Annotated in this window: 19 protein-coding genes and 1 riboswitch; of the genes, 12 read left to right on the forward strand and 7 right to left on the reverse strand. The window is 56.0% G+C overall.

The genetic code is table 11. The features are described 5' to 3' along the window. Positions 1-34: 34 nt before the first annotated feature. Genes arcC through KO508_RS01665 form a run of 10 tightly spaced genes read left to right on the forward strand, consistent with a single transcriptional unit; the run spans position 35 to position 7650 of the window. Positions 35-958, forward strand: coding sequence for a carbamate kinase (arcC, locus tag KO508_RS01620; RefSeq protein ID WP_216006598.1), 924 nt, complete (start codon positions 35-37; stop codon positions 956-958). A gap of 34 nt (positions 959-992) precedes the next feature. Then, the gene (atpD, locus tag KO508_RS01625) at positions 993-2354 is read left to right on the forward strand and encodes a F0F1 ATP synthase subunit beta (RefSeq protein WP_436836609.1); all 1362 of its coding nucleotides are present in this window, start codon (positions 993-995) and stop codon (positions 2352-2354) included. Continuing rightward, positions 2351-2761 carry an ATPase gene (locus KO508_RS01630; protein ID WP_216006600.1) on the forward strand — a complete coding sequence of 137 codons (411 nt, stop codon included), beginning with the start codon at positions 2351-2353 and terminating at the stop codon, positions 2759-2761. The genes atpD and KO508_RS01630 overlap by 4 nt, the downstream gene beginning before the upstream one ends. Next, positions 2758-3060, forward strand: coding sequence for an AtpZ/AtpI family protein (locus tag KO508_RS01635; RefSeq protein WP_216006601.1), 303 nt, complete (start codon positions 2758-2760; stop codon positions 3058-3060). Before KO508_RS01630 ends, KO508_RS01635 begins: the two co-directional genes overlap by 4 nt. After that, entirely contained in the window at positions 3057-3371 is a 315-nt protein-coding gene (locus KO508_RS01640; RefSeq protein ID WP_252737759.1) for an ATP synthase subunit I, read from the forward strand. The genes KO508_RS01635 and KO508_RS01640 overlap by 4 nt, the downstream gene beginning before the upstream one ends. Then, positions 3371-4069, forward strand: coding sequence for a F0F1 ATP synthase subunit A (locus KO508_RS01645; protein WP_216006602.1), 699 nt, complete (start codon positions 3371-3373; stop codon positions 4067-4069). The genes KO508_RS01640 and KO508_RS01645 overlap by 1 nt, the downstream gene beginning before the upstream one ends. Further along, positions 4066-4344 (forward strand): F0F1 ATP synthase subunit C, encoded by a 279-nt coding sequence (locus tag KO508_RS01650; protein ID WP_022990721.1) that lies wholly within the window; start codon positions 4066-4068, stop codon positions 4342-4344. The genes KO508_RS01645 and KO508_RS01650 overlap by 4 nt, the downstream gene beginning before the upstream one ends. An 8-nt stretch (positions 4345-4352) precedes the next feature. Then, the gene (locus KO508_RS01655; protein ID WP_216006603.1) at positions 4353-5123 is read left to right on the forward strand and encodes a F0F1 ATP synthase subunit B family protein; all 771 of its coding nucleotides are present in this window, start codon (positions 4353-4355) and stop codon (positions 5121-5123) included. Positions 5124-5159: 36 nt separating this feature from the next. Next, a complete protein-coding gene (locus KO508_RS01660; protein WP_216006604.1) occupies positions 5160-6764 on the forward strand; it encodes a F0F1 ATP synthase subunit alpha in 1605 nt (534 codons plus the stop codon). Next, positions 6748-7650, forward strand: coding sequence for a F0F1 ATP synthase subunit gamma (locus KO508_RS01665; protein WP_216006605.1), 903 nt, complete (start codon positions 6748-6750; stop codon positions 7648-7650). Before KO508_RS01660 ends, KO508_RS01665 begins: the two co-directional genes overlap by 17 nt. Positions 7651-7789: 139 nt before the next feature. Here KO508_RS01665 and KO508_RS01670 read toward each other — a convergent pair whose 3' ends face one another. The 5 genes from KO508_RS01670 to KO508_RS01690 are packed head-to-tail and all read right to left on the reverse strand — an operon-like array spanning position 7790 to position 12536. After that, a complete protein-coding gene (locus tag KO508_RS01670; RefSeq protein ID WP_216006606.1) occupies positions 7790-9265 on the reverse strand; it encodes a cobyric acid synthase in 1476 nt (491 codons plus the stop codon). Between the two features lie 3 nt (positions 9266-9268). Continuing rightward, positions 9269-9880, reverse strand: coding sequence for a cob(I)yrinic acid a,c-diamide adenosyltransferase (cobO, locus tag KO508_RS01675; RefSeq protein WP_216006607.1), 612 nt, complete (start codon positions 9878-9880; stop codon positions 9269-9271). Between the two features lie 26 nt (positions 9881-9906). Then, positions 9907-10674 carry an ABC transporter ATP-binding protein gene (locus KO508_RS01680; RefSeq protein WP_216006608.1) on the reverse strand — a complete coding sequence of 256 codons (768 nt, stop codon included), beginning with the start codon at positions 10672-10674 and terminating at the stop codon, positions 9907-9909. Then, complete coding sequence (locus KO508_RS01685) at positions 10674-11633, reverse strand: FecCD family ABC transporter permease (RefSeq protein WP_216006609.1); 960 nt, start codon at positions 11631-11633, stop codon at positions 10674-10676. The genes KO508_RS01680 and KO508_RS01685 overlap by 1 nt, the downstream gene beginning before the upstream one ends. A gap of 33 nt (positions 11634-11666) precedes the next feature. After that, on the reverse strand, positions 11667-12536 hold the full coding sequence (locus tag KO508_RS01690) for a cobalamin-binding protein (RefSeq protein ID WP_216007288.1): 870 nt from the start codon (positions 12534-12536) through the stop codon (positions 11667-11669). Positions 12537-12632: 96 nt separating this feature from the next. Then, a riboswitch (cobalamin riboswitch) is annotated at positions 12633-12853 on the forward strand. A gap of 141 nt (positions 12854-12994) precedes the next feature. On the opposite strand from KO508_RS01690, the gene KO508_RS01695 reads away from it, so the two are divergent. Then, positions 12995-14965 carry a TonB-dependent receptor gene (locus tag KO508_RS01695; protein ID WP_216006610.1) on the forward strand — a complete coding sequence of 657 codons (1971 nt, stop codon included), beginning with the start codon at positions 12995-12997 and terminating at the stop codon, positions 14963-14965. A gap of 25 nt (positions 14966-14990) precedes the next feature. Continuing rightward, a complete protein-coding gene (locus KO508_RS01700; RefSeq protein WP_216006611.1) occupies positions 14991-16184 on the forward strand; it encodes a hypothetical protein in 1194 nt (397 codons plus the stop codon). A gap of 26 nt (positions 16185-16210) precedes the next feature. Here the strand turns inward: KO508_RS01700 and cobD are convergent, their stop codons facing one another. After that, positions 16211-17215 (reverse strand): threonine-phosphate decarboxylase CobD, encoded by a 1005-nt coding sequence (cobD, locus tag KO508_RS01705; RefSeq protein WP_216007289.1) that lies wholly within the window; start codon positions 17213-17215, stop codon positions 16211-16213. 2 nt (positions 17216-17217) lie between these two features. Further along, entirely contained in the window at positions 17218-18183 is a 966-nt protein-coding gene (cbiB, locus tag KO508_RS01710; RefSeq protein ID WP_216006612.1) for an adenosylcobinamide-phosphate synthase CbiB, read from the reverse strand. Positions 18184-18205 lie beyond the last annotated feature (22 nt).

Here is an 18205-nt window from a genome sequence, read left to right on the forward strand (position 1 = left end):
TGCTGGTTTGAATTGCTGATATAGGATGCACAGTATGCTGATTGTTGCAGCTCTGGGCGGGAACGCCCTATTGAAACGCGGCGAACCATTAACAGCGGAAGCTCAGCGCACCAACGTGCAAACTGCCGCAAAGTCTTTGGCCAAACTGGTTCACGACGGACACCAATTGGTGATTACCCACGGCAACGGCCCTCAAGTTGGCTTGCTGGCGCTGCAAGGCGCCGCTTACAAGCCAGAGGAAGCCTATCCGCTGGATGTATTAGGGGCAGAATCAGGCGGTATGATCGGTTACATGATCGAGCAGGAAATAGAGAATGCTCTTGGCCACGACCGCCCGGTGGCAACGTTACTCACACAGGTGGTTGTCGACCGGGACGACCCTGCTTTTAAAAACCCGACCAAATTTATCGGCCCAGTCTATGATAAGACAGAAGCGGAATCCCGAGCAGCAGCGGCCGGCTGGCACATTGCAGCCGACGGCGACAGGTGGCGCAGAGTAGTCGCCTCGCCGGCACCCAAAGAAATACCGGATATGCGGGTGCTGAAATTGCTTCTGGATCAGGGGGTGATTGTCATCTGTACCGGAGGCGGCGGTATACCGGTGTTGCGCCGTAACGACGGCAGCATGGCAGGTGTGGAAGCCGTGATCGACAAAGATGCCGCCAGCGCTCTACTGGCACGGGAACTGAAAGCCGACGCCTTACTGTTGTTAACCGACGTGGATGCGGTCTACCGGGACTTTGGCACACCTGAGGCTTCACCCGTTCGAAAAGTAACCCCGGAGCATGCCAGAAAACTGGATGTACCCGCCGGTTCCATGGGGCCCAAGGTGACAGCAGCCTGTGATTTCGCCGATTCCGGAGGCATAAGCGGCATTGGCCGGCTAGAAGACGCGCTCGATATTCTGGCGGGCCGCACAGGTACGCTTATCACAAAAGACACCACCAAAAACTCTTAATTGCTCAGGCTCGCTATTCATGTCGAATCAGATCATTGATGTTGGGCAGATAGTGGGAATTCGCGGCGGTGTTGTCGATGTATGGTTTCCGGCAACGTCGCCTCGTATTCAGGATCTGGTTAACGCTGGCAATCTAGCCATGGAGGTTACCTCTCTCCTTGAGAATGGCGCCGTGCGCTGCATGGCGCTAGCACCCGTGCGTGGGCTGGGTTTAGGAATGCCAGTACAGGCCACCGGCGCACCCATTCAGGTTCCGGTGGGTGATACCGTGCTCGGGCGCATGCTCAATGTATTTGGTGAGCCTATTGACGACAAGCCAGCCCCGGCCGCTGAAGTGCGACGGTCCATTCACCAACCGCCCCCGGCGCTGGAAGACCGCGTCACCCACAGCGACATCCTGGAAACCGGCATCAAAGCCATCGACTTGTTGTCCCCCATTGAGCGCGGCGGCAAGACCGGGCTTTTCGGCGGTGCCGGCGTGGGTAAAACCGTGCTGATTACTGAGCTGATCAACAACACGGTTCAGCATTATCAGGGTGTAAGCCTGTTCTGCGGCATCGGCGAACGCTCGCGGGAAGCAGAAGAACTTTACCGGGAGATGGGTGACGCCGGTGTGCGGGATAAAACCGTGATGCTGTTCGGGCAAATGAACGAAGCCCCTGGTGTACGGTTTCTGGTGGGCAAAACCGCACTCACCATGGCGGAGTATTTCCGTGACGTTCAGAAGCAGGATGTGTTGCTGCTCATCGACAATATTTTCCGCTTTGTACAGGCGGGCTCGGAAGTCTCCGGCCTGATGGGTCGCATGCCCTCCCGGGTGGGTTACCAGCCCACTCTGGCCACCGAACTGGCGACGTTGCAGGAGCGCATCACATCCACACGCAATGGCGCCATCACCTCGATTCAGGCGGTTTATGTGCCTGCCGATGACTTCACCGACCCGGCAGCGGCGCACATTTTCTCGCACCTTTCCGCGTCGGTGGTGCTGTCACGCAAGCGCGCCAGTGAAGGCCTGTACCCGGCGGTGGATCCCCTTGGCTCCGCCTCTGTCATGTTGACCCCCGCTATTGTTGGCCAGCGCCATTACGACATTGCCAGAGCGGTAAGGCGCACCCTGGCCGAGTACGAAGATCTACGCGACATTATTGCCATGCTGGGCATGGAAGAGCTCTCAGCCGCCGACCGGGCCACCGTGGCGCAGGCACGGCGGCTTGAGCGTTTTCTCACACAACCGTTTTTCACCGTCGGCGCGCTGACCGGCGACAGCGGCAGGCGCGTGTCCATCAAGGACACTCTGGACGGTTGCGAAACCATCCTGAACCAGAGCGAGTTTCACGATAACGAAACTGACTACTACATGATTGGCTCCCTGAAGGATCTGGAGAAAAAGTCATGAGCCTTGCCGAATCCATGCAGGTAACACTGCGCCTGCCCACCCGAACCCTGTTCGAAGGTAGCGTGCAGCGGCTATTCGCCACCGCGCAAAACGGTGCTTTCGGCATGCTCCCGAACCACACGGATTTTGTGACGGCACTGGTGCCCTCGGTGCTTATTCTCACTTCGGCCGACGGTACCGAAGCCTTCTTTGGCATAGATGAGGGCGTCCTGATGAAAAAAGGCCATCGGGTAGACATCGCCATACGTCGCGGCGTTCAAGGCAAGGATCTAGAATCCTTGAACGAAACCATTCAGGCTGCGTTTATCGAAGTGGATGAGGAAGAACGGGTTGCACGCTCGGCTTTGTCCCGGCTGGAAGCAGGCATAGTGCGGCGGTTTGGCGACTTACGGAAACCCACAGTATGAGCCAGAAAAATGATCGCTCAGCGGAGGACATACGGCGCAGTGCCGAGCGCATGAAGCGCTCCCGCGATGAGCCAGGGGTCAGCCCTCTGCGCGGGCTAGGAGCCTTCGGAATCATTGGCTGGTCGATTTCTGTGCCCACCGTGGGCGGGGCCTTTCTGGGGTTGTGGCTGAACGACGTAGCACCACAGAACTTTTCCTGGCCCATTGCCCTGATTCTGGGTGGCGTGGTTGCAGGAGGCATTATTGCTTGGAGCTGGATCGAACGAGAAGGGCCAGAGCGCAAGGGAGACAAACGTTGATAATTGTAGATTGGCCAGCGGTATTGCTGGGGTTTTCATTTGGTTTGCCCTTCAGCGCGCTGTTCTTCATCGGGCTGGCCTGGGGCATGCGGCGCGCACTGAGCTCTGATCAACCCGGGCTCTGGCTGATGGCCAGCTCTTTCTGCCGAATCGCGGTGCTGCTTAGCGTTGGTTTTCTGGTAACGGCTTACGCTGGCAGTAACTGGGCCATCGCCGGCTACGGTCTAGCGTTTTTCCTTACGCGGCTGGTGGCCGTGCTTTGGGCCAGAATCAACAAGGCACCCGCAACGGCTACACAGGAGGGCGCATAGTGCAGCTTACCCCCGATGACATTATCGTTTTTACACTGGCCGGCTGGAAGGTTAACGCCACCATCGTTAACACTTGGATTGTGATGGCGTTACTGGTGGGTATTTCCATGCTGATTACCCGCAACCTCCGACCGGATGTACCGCCCAATCGCTGGCGCACCGCGCTGGAAGTCATCGTAAAACTGATTCAGAGCCAGATCGAAGAGGTTACCCGAAACTCTGCACGCCACGTGATGTACTTTGCCGGCACCCTGTTCCTATTCATCGCCTTATCAAACCTGATGTTGGTGGTACCCGGATTTTCACCGCCCACATCGTCACTATCTACCACAGCGGCACTGGCCTTGTCTGTGCTGGTAGCGGTACCGGTGTTCGGCATCGCCAGTGGGGGTGTAGGGCATTACCTCAAAACCTTTATTGAACCCTCGGTCATCATGTTGCCGTTCAACATCATCGGCGAGTTCTCCCGAGGTATTTCGCTGGCTATCCGCCTTTACGGCAACGTAATGAGCGGCGCGGTCATAGCAGCCATCCTGCTTACTGTCGCGCCATTTTTCTTCCCGGTGGTTATGGATATGCTTGGCCTATTAACCGGCATGATTCAAGCCTACATATTCGCCATTCTAGCCACCGTCTATATTTCATCTGCTACCGCAGAGCCAGACCACCCAGCGCTCAAGAAAGAGGATAAATCATGACCGATCTTGCCATTATTGCGGCCATCTCCATATTTACCGCCGGCCTGACCATTGCCATCGGAGCCATTGGCCCGGCGCTGGGCGAAGGCCGCGCCGCCGCGGCAGCAATTGCTGCCATTGCACAGCAACCGGATGCAGCTCCAACTCTGTCACGCACACTGTTTGTGAGTCTGGCGATGATTGAATCCACCGCCATCTACTGCTTTGTTGTGGCGATGATTCTGATTTTCGCCAATCCGTTCTGGGATGCCATGCAGGTTGCCGCAGGAGGCTAGAGCCGATCATGTCCATTGACTGGATAACCGTTATCGCGCAGATCGCCAACTTTTTGGTACTGGTGTGGCTGCTGAAGCGCTTTCTCTATCGCCCGATTCTCAATGGCATAGATGCCCGCGAGGCTGAAATAAAACGCCGCATGGCAGAGGCCGGAGAGGCCGAGAAAAAGGCTCAGGCTGCCGAAGCGGAGTTCCGCCAGCAGCAAAAACAGCTGTTCTCAGATCAGGATGCTGTGGTTAAAGAAGCCCTGAGGGAATCAGAAGTTCAACGCGACAGCCTCCTGGCCGAAGCCCGCACCAAACTGGAGCGGGAACAGCAAGACTGGCACAAGCACCTTGAGCGTGAACGCCAGAAGTTCACCGCACAGTTGCAGCGTGCAGGCGAAGAAACCCTGCTGGAGCTAACCCGAAAAGCACTGAGGGATCTCGCGGACGAATCTCTGGAAGAAGCTATCGTTCGCCATGTAAGCGCGCGTTTACGGCCTATTGTCGGCGAGCTCTCGGAGGCTGCAGGCGACAGCAAGGAAGCGGTAGCAACCACACGCGACACCTTGCCTGAAGCGGCACAGGCGCTGCTACTCGCTGATGTACAAAGCCTGCTACCAGGCATAGACCTGCGTTTTGAAAGCGACTCACAACAAGCGCCAGGCCTGATTCTGCGGGTTGGCGGCGCCCAGATAGCCTGGACAGTGGACAGTTACACCGAAGAATTTGACGCGTTATTAAACGAGCGCATGGCTGCGGGTGCTTCCGGGCGCATTCAGCCGACGGGCACATAAACCCGGTCGTGAATAATAAAGGAAAGATTAATCGCTATGACCGACACCGATCACAGTGTTCCGGAAAACCGCTTTCCATCACATTCTCAACCGCACGCTGAATTGCATTCAGCCGAGCAGTTCGAGGCATGGCGGAAATCCATGCTGGCGGCGCCCGCGCCTGCGCCGGTATTAACTGAGGTCGGCAGGGTCACTGAAGTGGGCGATGGTGTTGCAATTGTGACCGGCCTGGCTCGTGCCTTGGCCGATGAGCTGCTGATTTTTGAGTGCGGCATTCAAGGTATAGTGCTGGATCTGGAACCTGGTCGGCTCGGTGTGATTCTTCTCGGGCCTTCCGAGCTCATCACTTTGGGTGAGGATGTGCGCCGCACCCGTAAGGTGGTAAGCGTGCCAATAGGCCCGGCGTTTCTCGGGCGCGTGGTCGACGCCATGGGCCGCCCGAGGGACGGTTTGGGGCCTATCACCGCTGTAACAGAAACCCCCATTGAAGCAGAAGCACCGGGCATTCTCACCCGCTCGGCGATTTCCCGGCCATTGGCCACGGGCCTCAAAGCCATTGATGCCGCCGTACCTGTGGGTCTTGGCCAACGTGAGCTGATCATTGGTGACCGACAAACTGGCAAAACCTCCATTGCCATAGACACCATGCTGAACCAGTCGCGCTCGGATGTTATCTGTCTCTATTGTGCTATCGGCCAGCGCGGTGATGCCGTATCCCGGGTTATCGCGGCCCTGAAAAAAGGCAATATGCTGGCACGCAGCATCGTGATGTCGGCCGGTGACGAAGAAACACCGGGGTTGGCGTACATCGCGCCCTATTCCGCTATGGCCATGGCAGAATACTTTTCCGATCAGGGTCGGGATGTATTGATCATTTTTGATGACCTTACCCACCACGCCCGCTCCTATCGGGAGTTGTCACTTCTGTTGCGCCGGCCACCGGGGCGCGAAGCTTTCCCCGGCGATATTTTCTATGTTCATGCGCGCTTACTGGAGCGGGCTGGCCAGTTTACTCAGGAAGCGGGTGGTGGCTCGATTACCGCCTTGCCCGTGGTGGAAACCCAGGCGGAGAACCTGTCTGCCTACATTCCCACCAATCTGATCTCCATTACCGACGGACAAATTTACCTGTCACCGCGACTGGTGCGCCGAAACCAGTTCCCTGCTGTGGATCTGGGTTTGTCCGTTTCCCGCGTGGGCGGCAAAGCCCAAAGCCGCACCTTACGGCAAGTGGCTGGTAATTTGCGGGTCACACTGTCGCAGTTCGAAGAACTGGAAGACTTCGCCCGCTTTGGCACAAGACTGGACGACACCACCCGCGCCCGGCTAACTCGCGGTGCGGCCGTTCGTACCGCCATGCGTCAGGCCGAACGCGATCCCATGCCCGCCGCAGAGCAGTTGGCGGTGTTGATTGCCGCTATGGAAGGGATTTTCGATGCCTTGCCCGAAGAGCAACTGGGCAATGCCATGGACCGCATCCGTACCGCTGCCCGAAAGCACTTCCAATTCATCGATGAGCGCATCAGTGAGAACAAAGGTTTAAGCGAGGAAGACCGCAAACGAATTATCACGGCGGCGCGCAAAGCTCTGGCCGCGACCCCTGAAAGTTCAAATGAGGTCAGCCGTGCCCCAGACACTTGAGACGCTGACCCGGCACAGCGACACCCTCACCAGCATTCGCGGCATTGTTCACACCATGAAAACACTGTCTGCGATTAACGCCGCGCCATATGAGCATGCCGCCCGCTCCATTGAGGCCTATCACCAGACCATACTGGAAGGCTTTGCGGCCTTTGCTTACCGAACCAGCGGTATCAACCTGCAGCAGGAAGAGGCTTGGGAGCATCTGGTGATCGTATTTGGCTCCGATCACGGGCTTTGCGGCAACTACAACGAAGCCCTCGCAGAGGTGGTGCAGCACCATTGCCAGAGCCAGACAATCGGCAAGCAGCGCCTGTTCTGCATCGGTGCACAAATGAACGATGCTCTGGATGATCAGGACCTGCTGCCAGAAGCAGTATTGCTGCCACCGGCCTCTGCCGAAGGTATAGGCCGTCTTGCTGGAGATATCGTTACCCGTATAGACCGTTTTAGCCGGGGCCAACCTTTGCACCATCTGGCCGTCACTCTGGCATTTACCCAGCGCGGCGAACATGGCACGCGGGAGCCGACCATACAGAGCCTTCTTCCGCTTGCACCTTCTCTGCTGCAGCGTGAAAAACAATGGGACTCACGCTCACTTCCGGATTACACCATGGAGGCGGGCGCGCTGTTATCATCCCTGATTCGCAGCCATATCTTCGCCAGCGTTTTTCGTGCCTCGGCAGAAGCCATGGTGACCGAAAATTCCGCCCGGCTGGCTCTGATGCAGCAGGCTGAGCAATCGGTGGATGAACGCATTGAGGTGGTAGAGGGTGAGCTTCGGTCAGTTCGGCAAACGGAAATTACCAACGAACTGATGGATGTGATTATCGGGTTTGAGGCGTTGAAGAAGCCGAAGAAGCGGGTGGTTTCTGAGCACCCGTAATAAAGCCCAAATTGTGCCCCAAGATCACCAAGTCAGGGGCTGTCCCCAGCCGTTCCCGTGCATTAATTCCTCCAGCGGCAGGCGTGATCGCCAGCCTTTGGCCTGCAGTTTCAGGTTCTGGTCAAAAAGTTAACCCCCATCACCTCCTGACGTTCAGCAGTTCGCGCAACCACGCGGTATCGAGATGCCGCTCTATCTGATCTGCCAGCCGGTCGAGTTGCGCCATGCGATGCTGCTGATAATCCACTGCAGCGCCCGACTGATTCAGCCCGGCCCAGTGCAGGATTGCTTCGCAGGCGGCGGGCTTGTCAAAAATTCCATGCACGTAGGTACCGGCGACTTGGCCATCATTGCTCATCGCGCCTTCGCTACTGCCATTTATACGGCCCAGCGGGTGCGCCAGAGCTGCTCCTTCACTCACGCCGTTGTGCATTTCGTATCCACTAAAACCGACCCCTGTGCGAGCGCAAGCCTTTGTGGTCAGGTTCAATACACCAAACACCTTTTTCAGCTGCTTACCCGCAACCATAGTGGTGCTCATTTCCAGTAAACCCAAGCCTTCCGTAGATCCTGCGTTTCCTTCCAGTCCGTTCGGGTCAGCCACTTGCTCACCGAGCATCTGGAAACCGCCACAGATACCGAACACCTTACCGCCGTAGCGCAGATGTTTACGGATGGCTTGGGCCCAGCCTTGGCTGTGCAGAAAGGCCAAATCAGTGCGGGAGCTTTTACTGCCGGGAAGTATGATTAAATCCGCCGGAGGAATGGGCTGGTCTGGCCCGATGAACTGCAGGTTTACCCCCGGGTGCAACCGAAGCGGGTCAAAATCGTTGTGGTTACTGATGCGCGGCAATACCGGAACGACCACATTGAGCGCTCCGGCCTCGCTGGTGCCGGACGTGCCTATGCTGTCTTCAGAATCCACTATTAGGCCACGAAGGTATGGCAGCACGCCGATGACGGGCTTGCCAGTACGCTCCGCCAGCCAGTCCAGCCCCGGTTCCAGCAAGCTGATATCACCGCGAAAACGGTTAATGATGAAGCCTTTGGTACGCTGCTGCTCGCTGGCAGATATCAGCTCCAGCGTGCCTACCAGCTGTGCAAACACGCCGCCTCGGTCGATATCGCCCACCAACAATACCGGGCAATCCGCCGCTTCCGCAAAGCCCATGTTGGCTATATCGTTGGCCCGCAAGTTGACCTCAGCCGGGCTACCCGCGCCTTCGGCAATGATTACATCGTAACGTTCGCGGAGCGAGCGCCAGGCGGCCATAACCGCCTCCATGGCTTCGGCTTTGTAGGCGTGATAATCCAGCGCATCCATATTGCCACGCACTTGCCCGCGCAAAATAACCTGAGCACCGCAATCGCTTTGTGGCTTCAGCAAGACCGGGTTCATGTCGCTGTGTGGTTCAAGGCCACACGCCAGAGCCTGCAGAGCGGTGGACCGGCCAATTTCGCCACCGTCGATTGTGACTGCGCTGTTCAATGCCATGTTTTGTGGTTTGAACGGCGCAACCGATACACCTTGACGGGCCAACCAGCGGCACAGGGCCGCAACGACAGTCGTTTTACCGGCGTCGGAGGTAGTGCCTTGGATCATGAGGGTGGTCATGGATTAAAGCTCAACACCCTTTTGAGCCTTGATGCCCTGATCCTCAAAGGCGTGCTTCACCACGCCCATTTCAGTCACGGTATCTGCGATATCGATCAGTTCTTTGGGGGCGCTTCTGCCAGTAACAACCACATGTTGCATCTCCGGGCGAGCCTGCAGGTCGTCCAGAACGCGATCCAGATCAATGTAGTCGTACTTCAGTGCGATATTGAGTTCATCCAGCAAAATCAAATCGTAGCTGTCGTCTTTCAACATACCTGCAACGATATCCCAGGCAGCATTGGCCGCTGCAACATCCTGCTCCCGATTCTGGGTTTCCCAAGTGTAGCCTTGGCCCATTACGTGGTAATCCACATTGGGCAGGTTCCGAAAAAACGCTTCTTCGCCGGTACTAAAGGCACCTTTGATAAACTGCACAACACCAACTTTCATGCCGTGGCCAAGGGCTCGGGCGACCATACCGAAGCCAGAGCTGCTTTTGCCTTTTCCGGGGCCGGTTAGCACCAGCAATATGCCCTGTTCTTTCTGGGCTTTGGCTATGCGCTCCTGCATGATTTTCTGCTTGGCTGCCATGCGTTTGGCGTGGCGTTCGGGGTCTTTTGCGCGTTCCTTCATGGCGATAGCCTCATATCAAAGTTGCTTTATGGAGCCGGCACGAATACCGACAGTCCGTCTTTTTTCAGGGAGATAAGGCGCTGGTTGTATAAGCGTTCCAGTGCCTCTGGCACCAACATGCTTTCGGTTGCCCCCCAACAGGCATCGCCATTGGTGTAAAGCAGCAGAACATGGCTACACCAGCGTGCGGCCATGTTCAGGTCGTGCAGGCACATAAACACAGTTTTTCCGGACTGCGCTTGATTCCGAAGAAGGTTCATCACCCTAACCTGATGGTGCAAGTCCAGATGATTGGTGGGCTCATCCAGTAACCAGATATCCGGGTTTTGGGTCATTAAGGTAGCAATGGCCACACGCTGGCGCTCGCCACCAGACAAGGTGTTGAGCAAGCGGCTAGACAAACCTTCAACATCCAGAGCCCGCAGCGCTTGCTCGGCAAGCGCCTGATCTTCACCTTGCTCGCTCTCCCAAGGTGACAGCCAGGGATGGCGGCCAATCAAAGCTGTTTCCATCACCGTTGCCGGAAACGTATCCTGACGTTCCTGAAACACCAGCCCCAGTTGCCGGGCAATAGCGCGACGCTTCAGCTCTTTCACGGGAGCGTTATTTAGCTCTACCCACCCGTTGCGGGCGGGCAACAACCCTGCAAGTGTATGCAGTAAGGTGGTTTTTCCCGCGCCGTTGGGGCCAAGTACACCCCAGACCTGCCCAGGTTCAACGGTCATGTTCAAGGCAAAGCCATCGCGCCTTTCTGGGATGTTAATGATCAGATCACGAGTGCGTAGGGTGCTCATCAACGGCTCCGGTGCAGTAGGTACAGGAACATAGGCACGCCAAGCAACGCGGTAATAACGCCAACCGGTAACTGCTCGGGCGCAATCACGGTGCGCGCCAAAGTATCCGCCAGAACCAATAAAGTGCCGCCAGCCAGAACGCTGGCAGGCAAGATGACGCGCTGATCATTACCCAGCACCAACCGGAGCATGTGAGGCACAATCAGACCGACAAAACCGATGCTGCCAGCCGTTGTTACCGCCGTCGCCGTCAGCAAGCTTGCTAGCAGATACACCGACCACTCCAACGGCCGCACAGAAACCCCCAATGCAGCTGCCTGCATAGGCCCTCGGGCCAAAACGTTAAGGTTTCGGGCGAGCGGCATGATCAATGCAATCGATACAACCAACACCGAAAGAGCTGGCCAAGGTGTGCGAGCATAGGAAACATCACCCATCAGCCAGTACAGCATGCCGGGCAGTTTGTGGGAGGGCGTAATTGCCAGCATGAGGGTGATCACAGCGCCCCAGCCGGACGCGACCACAACACCGGTGAGCAACAGGCGAGAGGGTGTCCAACTGCCAGTTCCATGGGCAAGGCCGAACACCAGCAAGGTTGCCAACATGGCACCGGCAAAAGCCGAACCCGAGATCAACAGCGTTCCCATTCCAGCGAGCATGGCCAGTAGCGCACCCACGGCCGCACCACCTGATAACCCTAGAATATAAGGGTCGGCAAGTGGGTTTCGTAGTAATACCTGCATCAGCGCACCGGCTACCGCAAGCAGGCCGCCGGTAGCAAAGGCCGCGACTGCGCGGGGCAGTCGTAATTCCCAAACAAGCGTGCGATGTAAAGCGCTGCCGTCACCCTGAATAACCTGCCAAAGATCAGGCAGTGGGACGGTCACACTTCCCATAGCCAGAGCCAGCATCATGGCAGCCAATGCCACTATACTCAGGCTCAGAAGCGTGCGAGTCATAAATCACCTCCGCACATTTTCACGCTTAGGCCATCAATGCCCACGGGCAACTTCCAGTTGTTGGCAGATCAGCTTGCTGGCCTCGAGTAGCCTGGGAGTGGGTCGGGAAATGGGGGAAGCGGGAACGAAAATAAGGTTGTCTCGAGCCACTGCACTCAATTCGGAATAGTCTCTCCAGCGATCCAGTTGCTCGTCAGCTTCGCCATCTACGCTCCCCGTGAGAATGGCTTGAGGGTCCGCCTTCAGAACAACTTCTGCGCTGATTCTAGGAACCAAACGTGGCATGTCGCCAAACACATTGACTCCGCCGCACAACTGCAGAACCTTGCCAATCAAATGATCATTGTTGATAGTCATCAGAGGCTGCTCCCACACTTGATAAAAAACCGATATCGGCTCCGCATCGCGGTACTCTTCGGTGATATCTGCAATGCCTTTTCTGAAACGCTCTGCTTCAGCAAATCCTGACTCCTCCGTACCTGCGAGAGTCGACAGCCGCTCAAGAACGCTGGATACCCCCTCAAAGGTACGAGGCTCAATGGCAAACAAAGGAATACCCAGTTTCTCCAACAACTCAATCTGGGCTGGAGGGTTGCCTGTTACCCAGGTGATGACCAGATCCGGTTTAAGGGCCATCAGGGCTTCAAGATCTATTCGAGTATGGTTGCCAACCCGTGGGAGCTTGAGTGCTGCAGGTGGATAGTCACTGTAATTAACACCAGCGATGACCTTGTCACCCGCCCCAGCTGCGAAAGTAAGCTCTGTTGCGCCCGGCGACAAAGTGGCAATGCGCTGCGCAGGAACCGCCAAACAAAGGGATTGTCCCGCATCATCTGTGGCACAAACGTCTGCAAACGCACCGGAAATGAGCGCGAAAAACAACAAAAACACACGAAAAATCATCAAGAAGCCATTCCTTTTAGCGCCACCAAAATCGCAGGCCCTGAGCCACACGCAACATTAATTGACTGACATAAAACGGGACCCTAGACTATGCGCCAAGTTCTATCCGTAGCAGGTGCCCGTTGCGCAACATACGTTATCGTATTATTGCGCACAGGGTGAAACTGGGAAGTTCGGTTAAAGTCCGACGCTGCCCCCGCAACGGTAAGCGGCAATGAGCAGGATCAGTTCCAGCCTTCAAGCTGGTGCGAGCGCATCCTACTCTGGCGACATCGCCAGCCGCAAGCCCGGAGACCGGCCTGCTACCGGCTATCAGTGTGTACTGGCGGAGGGCTGGTGCCGCGGAGTTTTTGCCCACTCGTGTTGGCGTTAAACCTCCTGATGATAGCTGTGCTCGCAGCTAAGACAGAGTTCTGTGGCTGCAGTTTATAGCTCATTTGGCCATGGTTACTGCTCCAATGCGACGAATTGTCTGCCTGCTATTTCTTATGCCTCTGACCGTCGCGAGTGCCGATGATTCTGCGCCGTTTATCGTTGTGGAGAGCGCCCCGGCCAACGCCGCTGCAACCCTAGACCCCGCCAAGGCAACTGGCCCCGTGCGAGTAATTCCTCGCTCAGAATTTGAAAACCGCACGGCAAACCTAGCGGATGTACTGAGTGAGCAGACCGGTGTGCAGATCCGCCAAAGTGGTGGCTTAGGCAGCTATTCCTCCGTGTCTCTCAGAGGCTCCACGGCACAACAGGTTCAGGTTGTGGTCGATGGCATGCTGCTGAACGATCCGGTTACGGGTGGTGTGGATATGGGCAAGCTGGGCCTGCACGATGTCAGCCGCATTCAGGTCTACCCCAACAGCGCACCCACTCAATTTGCGCAAGCGGGCATTGGCGGCGTTGTTGTACTGGAAACTCTCGGCAAAGATATTGAGGGCTCAACCCGCCTGAATTTGGGTGCGGGCTCGTTTAATACCTACAAGATGGGCTTGTTCGATAGCGGCAGTCATAAAGATGTTTATTACTGGCTATCGCTAGACAGACAGAGCAGTGACAACGACTTTGAATACCCCAACAGCCGCAATTGGTTTAACCCGAACGATGGCGCCAACACCAAGCGCCGAAACGCAGAGTACGAACAAGATGCCGTCAGCACCAAACTTGGCTGGGAGATCAACAACACCAGCAAACTGAATGCGCTGATCCAATACAACGATAACGAGCAAAACGTTCCTAGCATTCAGAACTGGCGTAACAACAAAGCCTTCCTCACCAACGAAACACTGCGCACCCAACTCCACTACCAGCAACAAGGCTGGATGGACGGCAAAATTCACTCCAGCCACCGGCTTATCTGGTCGGACACCAACGAACGCTACAACAACGCAACCGGGCTCGTTGGGCTAGGCACCACTGATGTCTATACCGACACGGATCAGCTGGGCATGGTTAACACTCTCACTTGGCTACTGGGCAATCACACGCTTTCTACAACTGCTGATGTCGCTCATTACAACTACCAGCAACATGACAAGCTGGGCTCGGACCTTCCTGACAAAAGAGAGCGCCTACAGATTGCCGCTGTGCTTTCTCACCAATGGCTCAGCTCAAACAGCCGCTGGCGCTCGCAGGTTTCACTGCGGCAGTACCGGGTTGATGACGATTCCGACGAGACACTCGGTAATGGCACCATCACGAAGACCTCAAACACCGATCGTTATAACAGCTGGCAATTAGGCTTGAGCCATTATTTTGCCGATAACTGGGAAATCTCGGCCGGGCTGGCGCGTCAGGTTCGCGTTCCCACCTTGCAAGAGCTCTATGGTCAGCAGGGGTTGTTTGTTGGCAACACCGACCTGCAAGCCGAAGAGTCCCTAAATTACGAGATCACACTGCGCACAGACCAAGGTTGGGGGCATGTTGAGCTAACCGGCTTCTATCGTGATCTAGACCCTGCAGTTTCGGCTATTTATGACGCCCGCGGTGTTGGCCGCTATACCAATTTATCCGCTCACATCTACGGAACAGAAGTGGATGCGTCATGGCGTATTGATCACTGGTGGGAAGTCTACGCCAACGCCACGCTGCAAGAGTCTGAAAACACCGACAACAGTGTTAGCGACCGCTACGAACACAGGCTGCCCGGGATCTACCATGAATCGTTCGTAGCAGGCAGCCGCTGGCATATACGCCCATTCCGCTTTGATATTTCCTACAGCTATGACGACAAGCTCTATTACGACGCTGCCAACAGATTAACCGCAGACACGCGAACACTTGTTAACGCCTCTGCCAGTTGGACGAAAATCTGGGCAAACCGAAGCGAGAGTGAAATCGCTCTGGAACTACGGAACATAACGAATGAAGTTTACCAAGACTTCAGCCGCTTCCCGGGACCCGGTAGGAGCTGGTTTGTAAATATGAAACACCACTTTTAATGAACGACAACTCAGGAGTTTATCAATGAAAACTGAACACTATACCCGCAGCTTAGCACTGCCTTTTGTGCTTGCCCTCACAGCCACACTTACCGCCTGTGGCGGAAGCTCAAGCGGCAACGATGGTAATTTGCAAGTAGGCGAAGACACAAAATATGTGGCTGTTATTGCAACGGCTGCAAGCGATTACAGCTCGGGCGAGGTTGAGCTGGCAGAGCTTGATAAAGAGGATATAACGGCTTCGGGTGGCTACTTTTCAACGATCTCAGATATCACCGTGAACGCATACGGAGAGAACTACTACCTGATTGAAAAGTTCAACGGCGACTCCATTAAGAAAGTGAATGTGAGCGAGCCGGCAATAGCAACTTGGGACTATTCCACGCTTGCGGCTGGTGACGAGGGCTCATCCAACCCTTATAAGCTTGTTTTCGTGAGTGAGGAAAAAGCCTACCTGCTTCGTTACGGTGCCAGCAAAGCGTGGATTGTGAACCCTTCAGCCGCAACAGAGTCCGAGTTCCGTATCGGTGAACTTGATCTGTCAGCCTACCTTCCTGAAGACACCATTGGCGCACCCAACATGTCCTCAGGCGTAATCGCCAACGACAAGCTGTTTATCACGCTGGAGCGGTTGGACAGCAATTACCAGCCAACAAATACCGCATACGTTGCCGTGTTTGACACAACAACCGATTTAGAAATTGATACCAACCCGGAAAGCACCGAGTCGCTGAAAGGCATTCCTCTCCAAGGCTCGAACCCCGCACGTATCGAGCATGTTGAAGGTCTTGGCCTTACCGTGGTTAACCGGGGTGCCTTCAGCTCACCCTTTACCGGAACAGGGCTGGACATTGTTAACCCGGAAACCTATGCCGTTAGCTCGTTGATTGCCGATGAAGATATCGCCACACAAATAAATAGCGCCGTGTTTGTTAGCCCAACACAAGCCTACATTCTTAACTACTCAGGCTGGCAGAACCTTGCCTTGCAACGTTTCAACCCAGCTGAAGGCGTGAGCAGCCTTGAAGATGTTGCAGACCTAACCGGTGGCGACTTCAGAGCACTCAGTTTGAGCCCGGAAGGCACCCTGTGGTTAGGCGATGCCAACACAAATGCCCAAGGTATTCGCATTCTTGATACAACCACCGATGAGCAGGTCGACTTTGTAGAAACCCAGCTATTGCCCATTGCCATCACCTTCTTGGAAACCGAGAAGTAAGACAGCAGCTCAGGGCAATGATGCCGTTAACCAAGCCGCATCATTGCCCGCTCCAACCGTTCCCAGTCTCGGTTGCTCGCGGGTAACCCGAACCGCAACATTTCTGGCTGTTCGAAATAACGAACCAACAGGCCGTTGCGTGCAAAATCTTCCGCCACTGCTTGTGCCTGATCTGCCCAGACCGTCTGAAACAGAGGGCTACCACCGACAAGTGCAAATCCAACCTGCTGGAGCCTACTTCGCAACCGACCAGAGTCCCCGCGCAATCTGTGCAAGGCTTGCCGTTGCCAGTTGTAATCGCTCAGTGCCTGCTGCATCACGTAACGCGATGGCCCACTAAGCGGCCAAGGGCCTAAAGCTCTCCGCAAGGGGCCAGCCACTGCTGCGTCCGCCAGCACAAACCCGGCGCGCACGCCCGCCAATCCAAAAAACTTTCCCAGCGACCGCAAAATGATTAAACCTGACGACCCTGCTTGATGAGCCACACTGAACGCGGGCGTAGCGTCCATGAACGCCTCATCAACAATCAGCCAACCACCACGCTTTTGCAGCCGTCGATGCCAACGCAATAACGTAGTGGGCGGTATGATTTCTCCGGTGGGATTATTGGGGTTAATCCAGACCAACACATCTAGCCGGTCCAGCCAGCGATCATCGCAACCCGCGCTTGTTTGCACCGGACCTATAGCGACAACTTCATGACCCGCTTCCCGCCAGTTATACCCGTGTTCGCGATACCCGGGCACGGGTATACCCACACGGCAGGGTTTGCGTAACCTCGGCAGCGCCATAATCGCCGCTTGGCTGCCGGGCACGGGTACGCAAACAGTCGAAGACGGCACTCCTGACCACTGCCGAATAGTTTCTTCCAGCCCATCATCGGCTTCCGGCAATCTCTGCCATAGCTCCGCCGGTATCTCAGGCACTGGCCAGCCAATGGGATTGATTCCCGTAGACAGGTCAAGCCATTGCGCAGGGGGAATGCCCCAGCGTTCCGCCGCTTTGTTCAAGCGCCCGCCATGCTCCAACATCATTATAAATACACCATTAACATTAAAAGCGCCGTAGTGACCAGAACGATGCCAAGCCAAAGCCGTACGCCGCGCTGCACCAACACAATCGCCCCGTCTACACTGTCTGAGCTCGCATGCTGAGTGCCACCCAAGACTGGGCGATGTTTCACACCTGAGGGGTAGGGCGATGGGCCGCCAAGCCGCACATTCAGTGCGCCTGCACCTGCCGCCATAACAGGCCCGGCATTGGGGCTGTCCCATTGCGGTGCTTGTTTTTGCCAGCACCGCCAAGCCAACTCCCTTTGGCCCAACAGCATATAAGTAAGCGCTGTCAGGCGGGCGGGCACCCAACCCATGAGATCATCGAGTCGTGCTGCCATCCGGCCAAAATAAAGAAAACGTGGCGTCCTGTAGCCCCACATGGCATCCAGCGTGTTTACCATTCTATGCAGTATCACCCCCGGCATTCCCGCAACCAGAAACCAAAACAAACTGGCAAACACGGCGTCTGCACCGTTTTCTAACATAGATTCGGTTGCGGCCGCCGCTACACCTTGTTCATCCAAGGCACTGGCCTTACGGCTTACAATACGGCTTACTTGATCCCGAGCTTTTTCAAGGTCGCCGTCTCGCAAGGGTTCCGCAACAGCCCTGCCATGTTCCGCCAACCCTCGCAGAGAGATGGCTAGCCACAGGGCCACCGCCTGAATCAGTATCAGCAACACCCCATCAAGCTCCACCGATACCCAGATCGCAAGGCCCAGCACAGGCGCCGTGAGCAAGAACACCGAGAACAATCCCGCCAGCAAGCTTCGAAAGGGGTCTTTGGGGGCCGTATTAAGCCGCTTTTCCAACGCAGTGGCCAAGCGCCCGAACCCGACTACCGGGTGCCAGCGACGCGGCTCACCCAGCCGAACATCAAGGGCCAGAGCAAGCACACAGACAATCAATGGAGCGAATAACAACACAGGTATTCCCGGGCTCATCGGAAGGTGAAGCCGCCAAGCC

This window comes from Marinobacter salexigens (assembly GCF_018860765.1).
Lineage (GTDB): Bacteria > Pseudomonadota > Gammaproteobacteria > Pseudomonadales > Oleiphilaceae > Marinobacter > Marinobacter salexigens_A.

Excerpts from the sequence above, each read along its gene's own strand:
- arcC (WP_216006598.1), top strand. The coding sequence starts at position 35 with ATGCTGATTGTTGCAGCTCTGGGCGGGAACGCCCTATTGAAACGCGGC.
- KO508_RS01630 (WP_216006600.1), top strand. The coding sequence starts at position 2,351 with ATGAGCCTTGCCGAATCCATGCAGGTAACACTGCGCCTGCCCACCCGA.
- KO508_RS01635 (WP_216006601.1), top strand. The coding sequence starts at position 2,758 with ATGAGCCAGAAAAATGATCGCTCAGCGGAGGACATACGGCGCAGTGCC.
- KO508_RS01650 (WP_022990721.1), top strand. The coding sequence starts at position 4,066 with ATGACCGATCTTGCCATTATTGCGGCCATCTCCATATTTACCGCCGGC.
- KO508_RS01655 (WP_216006603.1), top strand. The coding sequence starts at position 4,353 with ATGTCCATTGACTGGATAACCGTTATCGCGCAGATCGCCAACTTTTTG.
- KO508_RS01660 (WP_216006604.1), top strand. The coding sequence starts at position 5,160 with ATGACCGACACCGATCACAGTGTTCCGGAAAACCGCTTTCCATCACAT.
- KO508_RS01670 (WP_216006606.1), bottom strand. The coding sequence starts at position 9,265 with ATGACCACCCTCATGATCCAAGGCACTACCTCCGACGCCGGTAAAACG.
- cobO (WP_216006607.1), bottom strand. The coding sequence starts at position 9,880 with ATGAAGGAACGCGCAAAAGACCCCGAACGCCACGCCAAACGCATGGCA.
- KO508_RS01680 (WP_216006608.1), bottom strand. The coding sequence starts at position 10,674 with ATGAGCACCCTACGCACTCGTGATCTGATCATTAACATCCCAGAAAGG.
- KO508_RS01685 (WP_216006609.1), bottom strand. The coding sequence starts at position 11,633 with ATGACTCGCACGCTTCTGAGCCTGAGTATAGTGGCATTGGCTGCCATG.
- KO508_RS01690 (WP_216007288.1), bottom strand. The coding sequence starts at position 12,536 with ATGATTTTTCGTGTGTTTTTGTTGTTTTTCGCGCTCATTTCCGGTGCG.
- KO508_RS01695 (WP_216006610.1), top strand. The coding sequence starts at position 12,995 with ATGCGACGAATTGTCTGCCTGCTATTTCTTATGCCTCTGACCGTCGCG.
- KO508_RS01700 (WP_216006611.1), top strand. The coding sequence starts at position 14,991 with ATGAAAACTGAACACTATACCCGCAGCTTAGCACTGCCTTTTGTGCTT.
- cobD (WP_216007289.1), bottom strand. The coding sequence starts at position 17,215 with ATGTTGGAGCATGGCGGGCGCTTGAACAAAGCGGCGGAACGCTGGGGC.
- cbiB (WP_216006612.1), bottom strand. The coding sequence starts at position 18,183 with ATGAGCCCGGGAATACCTGTGTTGTTATTCGCTCCATTGATTGTCTGT.